At 51.8% G+C, this 14,413-nt stretch carries 13 protein-coding genes and 1 other annotated feature; of the genes, 9 read left to right on the top strand and 4 right to left on the bottom strand.

Annotated elements, in window-relative coordinates:
* Positions 1-21 precede the first annotated feature (21 nt).
* Positions 22-738 (bottom strand): two-component system response regulator ArcA, encoded by a 717-nt coding sequence (arcA, locus tag AAIG39_RS17020; protein WP_039078271.1) that lies wholly within the window; start codon positions 736-738, stop codon positions 22-24.
* A gap of 95 nt (positions 739-833) precedes the next feature.
* Between arcA and yjjY the strand changes: the two genes are divergently transcribed.
* The 6 genes from yjjY to AAIG39_RS16990 all read left to right on the top strand — a co-directional run bounded on the left by yjjY (position 834) and on the right by AAIG39_RS16990 (position 7,617).
* Positions 834-974 carry a YjjY family protein gene (gene yjjY / locus AAIG39_RS17015; protein WP_086870418.1) on the top strand — a complete coding sequence of 47 codons (141 nt, stop codon included), beginning with the start codon at positions 834-836 and terminating at the stop codon, positions 972-974.
* A 399-nt stretch (positions 975-1,373) separates the two neighbouring features.
* Positions 1,374-2,060, top strand: coding sequence for a tRNA/rRNA methyltransferase (locus AAIG39_RS17010; protein WP_343194330.1), 687 nt, complete (start codon positions 1,374-1,376; stop codon positions 2,058-2,060).
* A 217-nt stretch (positions 2,061-2,277) separates the two neighbouring features.
* Positions 2,278-2,392: a sequence feature (Thr leader region), on the top strand.
* 24 nt (positions 2,393-2,416) lie between these two features.
* Complete coding sequence (thrA, locus tag AAIG39_RS17005) at positions 2,417-4,879, top strand: bifunctional aspartate kinase/homoserine dehydrogenase I (RefSeq protein WP_090081432.1); 2,463 nt, start codon at positions 2,417-2,419, stop codon at positions 4,877-4,879.
* 1 nt (position 4,880) lies between these two features.
* The gene (thrB, locus tag AAIG39_RS17000) at positions 4,881-5,810 is read left to right on the top strand and encodes a homoserine kinase (protein WP_090081435.1); all 930 of its coding nucleotides are present in this window, start codon (positions 4,881-4,883) and stop codon (positions 5,808-5,810) included.
* A 3-nt stretch (positions 5,811-5,813) separates the two neighbouring features.
* Positions 5,814-7,100, top strand: a complete 1,287-nt coding sequence (gene thrC / locus AAIG39_RS16995) for a threonine synthase (RefSeq protein WP_090081437.1) — start codon at positions 5,814-5,816, stop codon at positions 7,098-7,100.
* A gap of 223 nt (positions 7,101-7,323) precedes the next feature.
* Positions 7,324-7,617: a DUF2502 domain-containing protein gene (locus tag AAIG39_RS16990; protein WP_090081439.1), complete on the top strand. Its 294-nt coding sequence runs from the start codon at positions 7,324-7,326 to the stop codon at positions 7,615-7,617.
* A 45-nt stretch (positions 7,618-7,662) separates the two neighbouring features.
* On the opposite strand, the gene yaaA is transcribed toward AAIG39_RS16990, so the two are convergent.
* Positions 7,663-8,436 (bottom strand): peroxide stress protein YaaA, encoded by a 774-nt coding sequence (yaaA, locus tag AAIG39_RS16985; RefSeq protein WP_343194329.1) that lies wholly within the window; start codon positions 8,434-8,436, stop codon positions 7,663-7,665.
* Between the two features lie 77 nt (positions 8,437-8,513).
* Positions 8,514-9,941, bottom strand: coding sequence for an alanine/glycine:cation symporter family protein (locus tag AAIG39_RS16980; protein ID WP_090081444.1), 1,428 nt, complete (start codon positions 9,939-9,941; stop codon positions 8,514-8,516).
* Positions 9,942-10,141: 200 nt separating this feature from the next.
* On the opposite strand from AAIG39_RS16980, the gene tal reads away from it, so the two are divergent.
* The 3 genes from tal (at position 10,142) to AAIG39_RS16965 (ending at position 13,218) form a co-directional block, all read left to right on the top strand.
* Complete coding sequence (gene tal, locus AAIG39_RS16975) at positions 10,142-11,095, top strand: transaldolase (RefSeq protein ID WP_090081447.1); 954 nt, start codon at positions 10,142-10,144, stop codon at positions 11,093-11,095.
* A gap of 104 nt (positions 11,096-11,199) precedes the next feature.
* A complete protein-coding gene (mog, locus tag AAIG39_RS16970) occupies positions 11,200-11,787 on the top strand; it encodes a molybdopterin adenylyltransferase (RefSeq protein ID WP_343194328.1) in 588 nt (195 codons plus the stop codon).
* 126 nt (positions 11,788-11,913) lie between these two features.
* On the top strand, positions 11,914-13,218 hold the full coding sequence (locus tag AAIG39_RS16965; RefSeq protein ID WP_249569345.1) for an MFS transporter: 1,305 nt from the start codon (positions 11,914-11,916) through the stop codon (positions 13,216-13,218).
* 49 nt (positions 13,219-13,267) lie between these two features.
* Here AAIG39_RS16965 and AAIG39_RS16960 read toward each other — a convergent pair whose 3' ends face one another.
* Complete coding sequence (locus AAIG39_RS16960; RefSeq protein WP_343194327.1) at positions 13,268-14,395, bottom strand: ABC transporter substrate-binding protein; 1,128 nt, start codon at positions 14,393-14,395, stop codon at positions 13,268-13,270.
* Positions 14,396-14,413 lie beyond the last annotated feature (18 nt).

The raw sequence follows: 14,413 nt of genomic DNA, 5'->3' as shown, positions 1-14,413 counted from the left end.
CGCTTTTTTTATGAAGGGAGATTATTCCTGCAAGTCACCGCAAAAGCGGTAGCCTTCACCGTGAATCGTCGCGATGATTTCCGGTGTGTCCGGCGTGGATTCAAAATGTTTACGGATACGACGGATGGTGACGTCGACCGTACGGTCGTGTGGTTTCAACTCACGGCCAGTCATTTTTTTCAGCAATTCGGCACGGGACTGGATCTTGCCCGGGTTTTCGCAGAAATGCAGCATCGCGCGAAATTCGCTACGTGGCAGCTTGTACTGTTCGCCGTTAGGGCTGATTAGCGAACGGCTGTTAATATCCAGTTCCCAGCCATTGAACTTGTAGCTGTCGACACTGCGGCGTTCTTCGCTGATTGTTCCCAGATTCATGGTGCGGGACAGCAGGTTGCGCGCACGGATGGTCAGTTCACGCGGGTTGAACGGTTTGGTGATGTAATCATCCGCACCGATTTCGAGGCCCAGAATTTTGTCTACTTCGTTGTCACGACCGGTCAGAAACATCAGCGCGACATTCGCTTGCTCGCGTAATTCACGGGCAAGTAAAAGGCCATTTTTACCTGGCAGATTGATGTCCATAATCACCAGGTTGATATCATTTTCGGAGAGGATCTGATGCATTTCAGCGCCATCTGTCGCTTCAAAGACATCGTAACCTTCCGCTTCGAAGATGCTTTTCAACGTGTTGCGTGTTACCAACTCGTCTTCAACGATAAGAATGTGCGGGGTCTGCATGTTTGCTACCTAAATTGCCAACTAAATCGAAACAGGAAGTACAAAAGTCCCTGACCAGCCTGGTACATGTCGCAAATTAACATGAACGGCGTAACATGACTAAAGTACGTAATTGCGTTCTTGATGCACTTTCCATCAACGTCAACAACATCATTAGCTTGGTCGTGGGCACTTTCCCTTTGAACCCGACAGTGTCAAAAACGGCTGTCATCCTAACCATTTTAACAGCAACATAACAGGCTAAGACGCAAGGGACACCCAATAAAACTACGCTTCGTTGACATATATCAAGTTCAATTGTAGCACGTTAACAGTTTGGTGAAATCTTGATATCTAAATGCTAGCGATTATCACAATTTTTCAATAAACCAACTAGTTGCGGATATTAATTGATAAATAAGCTGAATCCAATAGAAGATTCAGCTTCATAATTAAAATGCCATGAAGAAACATAGGGATAAGCATTTTCTGTTAACATTTGAGCGGATAATACCGCCAGTCAACAGTTTAGCTTTTTTTAACCGGTGGCAAAGCGAAATTCAGTGATTGCTGTTACAAAATTGTAAATTCGCGACGCGTAATATGCTGACATAACCCTCCATTTGCGCGTCGGACGATAAAAAAGAGAGTAAAAAATGCACCTGGCTATTGTACTGGTTTCTCCCGCCAGAGCGGAGAATGTTGGCGCTGCCGCGCGCGCGATGAAAACGATGGGCTTTACCGATTTGCGCATTGTTGATAGCGATGCCCATTTACAGGAAGGCGCTCGCCGTGTCGCACATGGTGCCGGGGATGTGCTTGATAATATTAAAACTTATCCCGCATTATCCGATGCGCTGGCTGATATTTCGTTCAGCGTCGCCACGACGGCGCGCAGCCGCGCGAAATTCCATTACTATGCAACGCCCGCGGAACTGGTGCCATTATTGGCGGAAAAAAGCGCGTGGATTCCCTCGGCCGCCCTGGTGTTTGGTCGGGAAGATTCGGGCCTGACAAACGATGAACTGGCGCTTGCAGACATCCTGACAGGTGTGCCAATGGTAGCCGACTATCCCTCACTCAATCTGGGGCAGGCGGTCATGGTCTATTGTTATCAATTAGCATCTTTAATACAAAATACTGCCAAAGTGGTAACGCAACGTGATGATAACCAGCTTCGCGCTTTGCGTTCGCGGGCGCATGCGTTACTCGAAAAACTTGATGTGGCGGATGACATAAAAATGGTCGACTGGCTTGATCAGCGTGTGGGGATGCTGGAACAGCGAGACACCGCAATGTTGCACCGTTTGCTTCATGACATTGAAAAAAATCTCGCCGAGTAAACCACTGTCATAAGCATGTTTTATGGATGAAGTCACTGCAATGATGCGACTTGTATGGTCTTTACCTATGATTAGTCAATGCGTAGCGAGTGTAGCGGAAGGTCGCGGAAAATAGCTGAAAACTAAAAATTCGTTGACTTAAGGCGGCAGATACTTTAACCAATATAGGCAGAGCACAGACAGAATAAAATTACAGAGCACACAACATCCATGAAACGCACCGGCACCGTCACCATTATTACCACCACCATTACCACAGGTAACGGTGCGGGCTGACGCGTACAGGAAATACAGAAAAAAGCCCGCACCTGAACAGTGCGGGCTTTTTTTTCGAGCAAAGATCAAGGGGTAATACCATGCGAGTGTTGAAGTTCGGCGGTACATCAGTGGCAAATGCGGAAAGGTTTCTGCGTGTTGCCGACATCCTGGAGAGCAATGCCAGGCAGGGGCAGGTGGCAACAGTGTTATCTGCCCCGGCGAAAATCACCAACCATCTGGTCGCAATGATCGAAAAAACGATCGGGGGTCAGGATGCAGTACCGAATATTAGCGATGCCGAACGTATTTTTTCTGAGCTACTGCAAGGATTGGCGGATGCACAGCCTGGTTTTCCCCTCGCACAGTTAAAAACCTTTGTCGAACAAGAATTTGCCCAGATTAAACACGTATTGCATGGGATAAGCCTGCTGGGGCAGTGCCCTGACAGCATCAATGCAGCGCTCATCTGCCGCGGCGAAAAGCTATCCATCGCCATTATGGCGGGGCTGCTGGAAGCGCGTGGCCATAAGGTGAGTGTGATTGATCCGGTCGAGAAACTGCTGGCTATTGGGCACTATCTTGAGTCTACGGTGGATATTGCGGAATCAACGCGCCGCATCGCCGCCAGCCGTATCCCGTCCGACCATATGGTATTGATGGCAGGGTTTACTGCCGGAAACGAAAAAGGTGAGCTGGTTGTTCTGGGGCGCAATGGTTCTGATTACTCCGCTGCGGTTCTGGCTGCCTGCCTGCGTGCAGATTGTTGTGAAATCTGGACGGATGTTGATGGCGTATATACGTGTGATCCACGTCAGGTGCCGGATGCCCGTCTGCTGAAATCCATGTCGTACCAGGAGGCGATGGAACTCTCCTACTTTGGTGCGAAAGTGCTCCATCCGCGTACTATTACCCCTATCGCTCAGTTCCAGATCCCGTGCCTTATTAAAAATACCGGTAACCCGCAAGCACCCGGCACCCTGATTGGCGCCACTTCTGACGAAGACGGTCTGCCAGTGAAAGGCATTTCTAACCTCAATAACATGGCGATGTTTAGTGTCTCTGGTCCGGGTATGAAAGGCATGGTTGGCATGGCGGCGCGCGTGTTCGCTGCAATGTCGCGTGCGGGTATCTCTGTTGTGTTGATTACCCAGTCCTCTTCTGAATACAGCATCAGCTTTTGTGTACCGCAATCCGACTGTGCCCGTGCGCAGCGTGCAATGGGCGATGAGTTTTATCTGGAGTTGAAAGAGGGCTTGCTGGAGCCGCTGGCTGTGATGGAGCGCCTGGCCATCATCTCCGTCGTGGGCGATGGCATGCGCACGCTGCGTGGCATTTCCGCGAAATTCTTTGCTGCACTGGCCCGCGCCAATATCAACATCGTGGCGATCGCGCAGGGTTCTTCCGAGCGTTCGATTTCTGTCGTGGTAAGTAACGATGATGCCACTACTGGCGTGCGCGTCACTCACCAGATGCTGTTTAACACCGACCAGGTTATCGAAGTGTTTGTGATTGGCGTAGGGGGTGTCGGCGGTGCGCTGCTCGAACAGCTTAAACGCCAGCAGACATGGCTCAAAGGGAAGCATATCGATTTGCGCGTCTGTGGCGTGGCAAACTCGAAAGCGTTGCTGACGAATGTGCACGGTTTAAATCTGGAAAACTGGCAGGCTGAGCTTGCTGAGGCCAAAGAACCTTTCAACCTGGGTCGTCTGATTCGCCTGGTGAAGGAATACCACCTGCTGAATCCGGTAATTGTGGATTGTACGTCACACCAGGCGGTTGCCGATCAGTATGCCGACTTCCTGCGCGAAGGTTTCCACGTGGTGACGCCAAACAAAAAGGCCAACACTTCGTCGATGGCTTACTACCACCAGTTGCGCCATGCAGCAGCGAAATCACGCCGCAAGTTCCTTTATGACACCAACGTGGGCGCGGGCTTGCCGGTTATCGAGAACCTGCAAAACCTGCTCAATGCGGGTGATGAATTACAACGTTTCTCCGGCATTCTTTCCGGCTCGCTGTCGTTTATTTTCGGTAAGCTTGATGAAGGGATGAGCCTGTCGGACGCGACTAAAATCGCACGTGAAATGGGCTATACCGAGCCTGACCCACGTGATGATCTCTCCGGTATGGACGTGGCGCGTAAGCTTCTGATCCTGGCCCGCGAAACCGGACGTGAGCTGGAGCTTTCCGATATCGTGATTGAACCTGTGCTGCCGACAACATTCGATGACAGCGGTGATGTTGACAGCTTCATGGCGCGTCTGCCGCAGCTTGATGACCACTTTGCCGATCGCGTAGCAAAAGCGCGTGACGAAGGCAAAGTGCTGCGCTACGTCGGTAACATCGAAGAAGATGGCACCTGTCGGGTGAAAATTGCTGAAGTGGACGGTAACGATCCCCTGTTTAAAGTGAAAAACGGCGAAAACGCCCTCGCGTTTTATAGCCACTATTATCAACCGCTGCCGCTGGTCCTGCGTGGCTATGGTGCGGGCAATGATGTTACTGCGGCAGGTGTATTTGCAGACTTGTTGCGTACGCTGTCCTGGAAGTTGGGAGTTTAAGATGGTGAAAGTATATGCTCCGGCCTCCAGCGCCAATATGAGCGTGGGTTTTGATGTGCTGGGCGCAGCGGTAACGCCAGTTGATGGCACGCTGTTGGGTGATAACGTCTCGGTTGAGGCAGCGGACAGCTTTAGTCTGAAAAATCTGGGACGTTTTGCCAGCAAATTGCCGACAGAGCCTCGTGAAAACATTGTCTATCAGTGCTGGGAGCGTTTCTGCCAGGAGATTGGCAAAACGGTTCCTGTGGCGATGACGCTGGAAAAAAACATGCCGATTGGCTCGGGACTGGGTTCCAGCGCCTGTTCCGTTGTCGCTGCGCTGGTGGCAATGAACGAATATTGCGGCAAACCGTTAAATGAGACGCGCATGCTGGCGCTGATGGGCGAGCTGGAAGGGCGTATTTCCGGCAGTGTACATTACGACAACGTGGCGCCTTGCTACCTCGGCGGCATGCAATTGATGATCGAGGAAAACGGCATTATTAGCCAGCAGGTGCCAGGCTTTGATGAATGGCTATGGGTGCTGGCCTATCCGGGCATTAAGGTTTCTACGGCTGAGGCACGCGCTATCCTGCCTGCTCAGTATCGTCGTCAGGATTGTATCGCTCATGGCCGACATCTGGCGGGCTTTATTCATGCCTGCTACTCCCGTCAGCCTCAGCTTGCGGCGAAGCTGATGAAAGATGTTATTGCTGAGCCGTATCGTATGAAATTATTGCCAGGCTTTAATGAGGCGCGTCAGGCGGTTGCTGAAATTGGTGCGCTCTCCTGTGGTATTTCGGGTTCCGGCCCAACGCTTTTTGCGTTGTGCGATAAAACGGAAACGGCGCAACGTGTGGCAGACTGGCTGAGCAAACACTATTTGCAAAATCAGGAAGGCTTTGTTCATATTTGCCGTCTGGACACGACGGGTGCACGAGTAGTGGGATAACCAATGAAACTCTATAACTTAAAAGATCACAACGAACAGGTCAGCTTCGCGCAGGCCGTCACGCAAGGGCTTGGCAAGAACCAGGGGCTGTTTTTCCCGCATGATCTGCCGGAATTCAGCCTGACTGAAATTGATGACATGCTGACCATGGATTTCGTTGCGCGCAGCGCCAAAATCCTCGGTGCGTTCATCGGTGATGAAATTCCGCAGGAAATTCTGGAAGCGCGCGTCCGGGAGGCGTTTGCTTTCCCGGCACCCGTTCAGCCGGTTGAGAGTGACATTGGCTGCCTGGAGCTGTTTCATGGCCCGACGCTGGCGTTTAAAGATTTCGGTGGGCGCTTTATGGCGCAAATGCTGACCACCATTAGCGGTGATAAGCCGGTGACGATCCTGACTGCGACCTCTGGTGATACCGGGGCGGCTGTGGCGCATGCCTTCTACGGCCTGAAAAACGTCCGTGTCGTCATCCTTTACCCGAACGGTAAAATCAGTCCGCTACAGGAAAAACTGTTCTGTACGCTGGGTGGTAATATCGAAACCGTTGCGATTGATGCGGATTTCGACGCCTGCCAGGCGCTGGTAAAACAGGCTTTTGATGATGAAGAACTGAAAGCGGCGCTGGGCCTGAATTCAGCCAACTCTATCAACATCAGCCGCCTGCTGGCACAGATTTGCTACTACTTTGAAGCGGTAGCGCAACTGCCACAAGAGGCACGTAATCAACTGGTTGTTTCCGTGCCGAGCGGCAATTTTGGCGACTTAACGGCTGGCCTGCTGGCAAAATCGCTGGGGCTGCCCATTAAACGCTTTATCGCTGCGACCAATGCGAATGATACGGTGCCGCGCTTCCTGCAGGACGGTGAGTGGAAGCCAAAAGCGACACAGGCAACCCTGTCGAACGCGATGGACGTCAGCCAGCCGAACAACTGGCCGCGTGTAGAAGAGTTGTTCCGCCGTAAAATCTGGCGTCTGAACGAGCTGGGCTATGCCGCAGTGGACGACGAAACGACCAAAGAGACCATGCGTGAGCTGAAAGGCAAGGGCTATATCTCCGAACCGCATGCCGCCATTGCCTATCGTGCGCTCCGCGATCAGCTGCATCCAGGTGAGTACGGCCTGTTCCTGGGGACCGCGCATCCGGCGAAATTCAAAGAGAGCGTTGAAGACATCCTCGGTGAAACACTGCCATTGCCGAAAGAACTGGCAGAGCGTGCGAATCTTGAGCTGTTGTCGCATCATCTGCCTGCAGATTTCGCTCAATTGCGTAAACTGATGATGAGCAAAGCGTAATCCACGTTGTCTCAAACCAGAACCGGGTGAGCGTTATCGCGGCCCGGTTTTTTTACGTCTGAATTCGGAGAAATTAAGGAGAAATACGACAGGGAAAACGGAGAAATTCCCATAAAATGCGGGAGCTTAGAGATTAGGATTGCAGAGAATAACAAGCCGCCATCACTTTGCTTAATCTCCTTACATCGGCCCACAACGGGCAAGATGAACAAAGGAGTAACCCATGTTTAAACCTGTATTCTTAGCGCTTTCGCTGCTGATGGTGGCTCCGCTGGCGGCGCAGGCCGCTGAAATTACCCTTGTGCCGGCAGTAAAATTGCAAATTGGCGATCAGGATCGTCACGGTAACTACTGGGATGGCGGCCACTGGCGCGACCATGACTGGTGGCACAGACACTATGAATGGCGGGAAAACCACTGGCGTCCGCACGGTGACGACCACCGCGACTTCCGTGGCGACCATCATGACTATCGTCACGATGACCATCGTCCGGGGCCAGACTGGCGCCACGATTAATCTCTTCGCTTAGTCTGCCCCCTCCTGAAAGAGGGGGCCACAGCCTTACTGCTCGTGACGTTTAAAGACCAGTTCGCCCTTTCCAGACAGCTCTTCATCAAAGACATAGCCTTCACTATCAAACGCGGTTAACTGTTCCGGTTTTGTCAGGCGGTTTTCAATGATGTAACGACTCATCAGGCCGCGAGCTTTTTTGGCATAGAAGCTAATCACCTTAAACTTGCCATTTTTCTCGTCCAGAAAGACGGGTTTGATAATTTGCGCATTCAGTTTTTGTGTTTTGACCGACTTAAAATACTCATCGGATGCCAGGTTCACCACGATGTCATCACCTTGCGCCTTAATGACGTCGTTCAGCGTGTTGGTGATGACCTCTCCCCAGAACTGATATAGGTCCTTCCCCTTTGGATTTTCCAGGCGGATCCCCATTTCCAGACGGTAAGGCTGCATCAGATCCAGTGGACGCAACACGCCGTACAGACCAGAGAGCATACGCAGATGCTGCTGGGCAAAATCGAAATCAGCCTCGGTAAAAGTTTCTGCCTGCAGGCCGGTGTAGACGTCGCCTTTAAAGGCCAGAATAGCCTGACGCGCGTTTTTCGGCGTAAAGTCCGGCTGCCAGTCGTGAAAACGGGTGGCGTTCAGGTCGGCGAGCTTATCACTGATGCCCATCAGAGCTTTGATTTGTTGCGCGCTAAGCTGACGCGCGACCTTAATCAACTGCTGCGAATAATCCAACAATTCAGGCTGCGTGTAGCGCGTGGTGGCCAGCTCACTTTGATAATCCAGTGTTTTCGCGGGCGAGATGAGAATCAGCATAGTCAGTCCTTGCAGGAAAATTTCCGCTGACTGTAACAAAAAATGGCCGGTGATTGATCAATAGTTGCGATTGTCATTTACGATCCCGCTTTATCGTCCCATGCACCTGGCGCGAGTTGCTGGTTGATGTCCGGGTAACGCTTTGGATCGAATACCGGCGTTACACCCATCTTACGTTGGCGTAGATAATCGGCGGCGATAAGGGTGACGACGGGAGACAACAACAGAATTGCCGTCATGTTAGTGATGGCCATAAACGCCATCATCACATCTGCCACATGCCAGAGTAACGGTATACGCAATTGAGCGCCGATCAACACCATTACTAAAATCCCGATACGCAACAGCCAAATGTTACGCTTGCTGTTCATACGCAGGAAAATGAGGTTATTTTCAGCGTAAACATAATTGGTGATAATTGAATTGAACGCAAACATGATAATAATGACGGCGACAAAGCTGGCTCCCCATGACCCCGTCAGCGTTACCATCGCTTCCTGAACTCGCTGAACGCCAATGATAGCGTTATCTGTTGGCGTATCCTTTGCCTGCAGAAGAATAAATGCGCTGGCGGTGCAAACCATAAACGTGTCGACAACCACGCCGATCATTTGCACAAAGCCCTGAGCGGCAGGATGAGGGGGAGATGATGCTGCGGCTGCGGCGGCATTCGGCGTTGAACCCATTCCTGCCTCGTTGGAATACATACTGCGTTGAAAACCGCTGGTGAGCGCCTGACTAAGCGTGTAACCCATGGTACCTGCTGCCGCCTCCTGCCAACCAAAGGCACTTTTTACAATAGTGGCGAGCATCTCCGGCAATGCGCTTAAGTGCGCAATGCCAATACCGAGGCAGGTCATTACCCAGGCAAGGGCCATGAGTGGAACAACCCACTGCATGATGCAAGCAATCTGTTTCATGCTTTTTGTAATCATTAACAGAATCATGCCTGCATAAATAAGACCGGTGTAGATCTCATTAATATGCCAGGCAAAATGGACGGCACGCGCTACCGAATTGGCCTGAATGGTATTGAATAACAGCCCGTAAACTAACAACAGGAAGACAGAAAACAGCACTCCCATCCAGCGCATGCCAAGGCCTCGCGCCATATACCAGGAAGGCCCCCCGCGAAATTGCTGATTGGCGTCGCGTTCTTTGTAGAGTTGCGCCAGTATGCTTTCGGCGAAACACGTAGCCATGCCAATCAAGGCCGATACCCACATCCAGAAAATCGCGCCGGGACCGCCTGCCGCAATAGCTAATGCTACCCCAGCTAAATTACCGGACCCCATTCGTCCGGCAAGGCTGAGAAACAGCGCCTGGTACGAAGTCAGTCCACCTGACTGGGCGCGGCTATGTTTGAGGTTATGGTAAAAGTCGCCAATCAGGCGAAATGGTACAAATTTGCTTTTAAAAGCAAACCAGATACCTGCCGCAAGCAGCAGATAGAGCATCAATGAACCCCAAAGGATTTCGCTGATAAAAGAGAAGAATTCAGGCATCAACATCCCTCTTGTTTATGCCGGTTCGCAGATTGATAAGCAGCGCTATTATTAATAAGGCACTACTTTGCAGGCAATTAATAAATCTAGTTTACCATACCGGGCGTGCGCAATGTCTGCGGTTGCGCTGGCAGGGCGTCGTGTTATCATCAGGGCAGACCGGTTACATCCCCCTAACAAGTTCAAAGAGAAACACTATCATGACGGATAAATTGACTTCTCTGCGTCAATACACGACTGTTGTTGCTGACACCGGAGATATCGCGGCTATGAAGCTGTACCAGCCGCAGGACGCTACCACCAACCCTTCTCTGATTCTTGGCGCTGCCCAAATCCCTGAATACCGCAAACTGATTGATGACGCTATTGCCTGGGCGAAAGAACAGAGCAGCGACCGCGCGCAGCAAGTGGTAGATGCAACGGACAAACTGGCGGTGAATATCGGTCTGGAAATCCTCAAACTGATCCCTGGTCGCATTTCTACCGAAGTCGACGCACGTCTGTCCTATGATACCGACGCGTCCATCGCGAAAGCAAAACGCCTGATCAAACTGTATAACGATGCGGGTATCAGCAACGATCGTATCCTGATCAAACTGGCGTCCACCTGGCAGGGTATTCGCGCAGCTGAGCAACTGGAAAAAGAAGGTATCAACTGTAACCTGACGCTGCTGTTCTCCTTCGCGCAGGCACGTGCCTGTGCGGAAGCTGGCGTTTATCTGATATCTCCGTTTGTGGGCCGTATCCTCGACTGGTACAAAGCCAATACGGATAAAAAAGAGTACGCACCGGCAGAAGATCCGGGCGTGGTTTCCGTAACGGAAATCTATCAGTACTACAAACAGCACGGTTATGAAACCGTTGTGATGGGTGCAAGCTTCCGTAACGTTGGTGAGATTCTGGAACTGGCAGGCTGTGACCGCCTGACTATCGCTCCGGGCTTGCTGAAAGAACTGGCAGAAAGCGAAGGTGCTATTGAGCGTAAACTGTCCTATTCTGGCGAAGTAAAAGCGCGCCCGGAACGTATTACCGAAGCGCAATTCTTCTGGCAGCATAACCAGGATCCGATGGCAGTAGACAAACTGGCGGACGGTATCCGTAAGTTTGCTGTTGACCAGGAAAAACTGGAAAAAATGATCGGCGATCTGCTGTAATCATTCAGGCGTGGCCGGATACCCGGCCACGCTTTCCCCTCTGTCTGCATTTCCCCTCAGCGTGTATCATTTCCGTTAACCATTATTTTTTTAACGGAATGAATATGGATACATTACGCATTGGCTTAGTTTCTGTTTCCGATCGTGCCTCAAGCGGTGTTTACCAGGATAAAGGCATCCCGGCTCTGGAAGAGTGGCTGGCGCAGGCGCTGACGACCCCCTTTACCATCGAAAAACGACTTATCCCGGATGAGCAGAGCATTATTGAACAAACGCTTTGCGAGTTAGTGGACGAGATGAGCTGCCATCTGGTCTTAACTACTGGCGGTACTGGTCCGGCGCGTCGTGATGTCACTCCTGATGCAACACTTGCCGTTGCTGACCGCGAAATGCCGGGGTTTGGCGAGCAGATGCGCCAAATTAGCCTGAATTTCGTGCCTACCGCCATTCTCTCCCGTCAGGTGGGGGTGATCCGCAAGCAAGCGCTGATCCTGAATTTACCAGGACAGCCAAAATCCATCAAAGAGACGCTTGAAGGTGTGAAACAGGCAGATGGTCAGGTTATTGTGCCGGGTATTTTTGCCAGTGTACCGTATTGTGTACAGCTCCTCGAAGGGCCTTATATTGAAACCGATCCCAGTGTGGTAGCGGCTTTTCGCCCAAAAAATGCGATTCGCGCGACAATATCCTAAAAACAGGCGTTTTTTAAATTAAGTTATACGGGCACTGGAGTGTTGATTTATTTACGGTATAGTAATTTTAAATTTACAGTTTACGTAAAAACGAAATCAACACTTCCTCTTTACAAATGGTCCGTTATGTCAAACTACACACGTCCCCTCAATAAGCAGGATTACAAAACCCTCACGCTTGCCGCGTTAGGCGGTGCGCTTGAGTTTTACGACTTCATCATTTTCGTTTTCTTTGCCGCCGTTGTCGGTGAGCTGTTTTTCCCGGCAGACATCCCGGAGTGGCTACGTCAGGTGCAGACGTTTGGAATCTTTGCTGCGGGTTACCTGGCGCGCCCGCTGGGGGGCATCGTGATGGCCCATTTTGGCGATCTGGTGGGGCGTAAGAAAATGTTTACCCTGAGCATCTTGCTGATGGCGGTACCCACACTGGCGATTGGTCTGTTGCCGACTTATGCCTCAATGGGCATCGTTGCACCATTGCTGTTGCTGTTAATGCGCGTGTTACAGGGGGCGGCGATTGGTGGCGAGGTGCCAGGCGCGTGGGTATTTGTGGCGGAGCATGTACCGGAACGCCGTATCGGGATTGCCTGCGGAACATTAACTGCCGGGTTGACTGTCGGGATTCTGCTTGGCTCTGTTGTCGCAACGCTCATCAATACCAGCATGACGCAGCAGGCGATTCACGATGGCGGATGGCGTATACCTTTCCTGCTGGGTGGCGCGTTTGGTCTGGTGGCGATGTACCTGCGCCGCTGGTTACAGGAGACGCCAATTTTCCTCGAAATGCAGCAGCGTAAAGCGCTGGCGCAAGAGCTACCGGTGAAAGCCGTCGTCATGAAGCATAAAAAAGCGGTAGTGATCTCAATGCTGCTGACCTGGTTGCTTTCGGCCGGGATTGTGGTGGTTATTCTGATGTCTCCCGTCTGGCTACAAAAACAGTATGGTTTCGCGCCGGCATTGACCCTGCAGGCGAACAGTATTGCTACGATCATGCTCTGTTTCGGCTGTTTGACCGCCGGGCTGGTGGTAGACCGCGTTGGCCCCGGCAAAACCTTTATTGTCGGCAGTATCATGCTGGCCTGTTCAAGCTGGTCCTTCTATCACCTGACGGGCAACCACCCTGAGCAGTTGTTTGTCTTGTACGGGCTGGTCGGTTTCTGCGTTGGGGTTGTAGGGGCTGTGCCCTATGTAATGGTTCGCGCTTTCCCGGCGGAAGTGCGTTTTACCGGGATCTCTTTCTCTTACAATGTCTCTTATGCCATTTTTGGCGGTTTGACGCCGATTGCGGTAACGATGCTGATGGGCATTTCACCAATGGCGCCCGCCTGGTATGTGCTGGCGCTGTCGCTGATTGGCCTGGGGCTGGGGTTATGGCTGCGCCAGGATCTGGTCGCTACAGAGAGCCCGATGCTGGCGAAGTCCACACGCTAAGCGCAAGTTTGATAAAAAACGCGCCATCGGACGATGGCGCTCAGAAAGATTAATGCGAAGGCGTGTAGCTCAGGATGATTTTGTCATCGGGGATCCTGGTGTAATCCTTGATGATGGTGTGATAATCCGCCAGCGGATCGATGTCTTTAAACAGGTCCGGGTAGAAGATCTTACTTAGCGTTTCAATGGCGACGATGTTGTACGGATTATTGTAGAAGTGGTGATAGAGCGCGCCAGTATGACCCTGGGTAACGGCAGGAATGCTGCTGACGCCCTGACGTGCCAGTAAGGCACCGAAGGCAGACGCTACCGCTTTTTCGTCCACGTTGTAGCCGAATGGAATAATAGCCGTCCCTTTGCCCGGGCGTTTTGAACCGGTCATCAGATAGTAGTCCGGGTTCATGGCGATGATTTTCTCTACTGAGACATTTCCCGCTGCCCCTGGCAACAGTTGTGAACCGATGTTCACGCCGCCCGCCGCTTCGACCAGACCACCCCAGCCATTGCGGGCATGGGTAAAGCAACAGCCATTATCCAGCCCTGCGACACCTGCAATGGGTTCGATAAACACCAGTGGTTTTTTGTGGGTATTGGCCAGACGCTGATGCAGCATGTTCAGACGCTGCTGATAGAAATTGATGTACTGTTTTGCGCGCTCATTCTGGCCGAGCACTTTACCCAGCAGCGCGATGCTGGGCAGGGTGTTGTTTACCGGATGCAATTCATAATCGACAAACACCACCGGTACATGCAATGCCTCAAGTTTGGTCAGCACACCGCTTTGTTCCAGTGCAGGTTTGGCGCGCAGCTGCGCAATCATCAGATCAGGATGGCGCGAGATGATTGTTTCCAGATCGACATTACCCTGATCCGAAAACTGCATATCCAGGATCTTTTCGGCTTCCGGCCATTTGCGCTTGAGGACATTCCAGGTTTCCGTGTCCTGTTTTTTCGGCAGGTTGTTCCACGCGACCACTTTGGTAAAAGGATCGTCGCGCTCCAGCAGTGCCAGCGCCAGAATATCGCGGCCATCCTGCAGGATGATGCGCTGCGGCTCCTGCGGGATCGTAACGCTGCGGTTATCCAGATCCGTCACCGTAACTGGCCAGTCTTGCGCCATCGCCAGCAGTGGCGCAAAGATCAGCGCGATCCCCATGATTATCTTTTTCAGATTCATCTCTTCCCCGTCTGATAG

This window comes from Phytobacter palmae, from assembly GCF_039409775.1.
Taxonomy (GTDB): Bacteria; Pseudomonadota; Gammaproteobacteria; order Enterobacterales; family Enterobacteriaceae; genus Phytobacter; species Phytobacter palmae.
The sequence above is the reverse complement of the archived record's forward strand: the minus strand, read 5'-3'. Positions and strand labels throughout refer to the sequence as shown.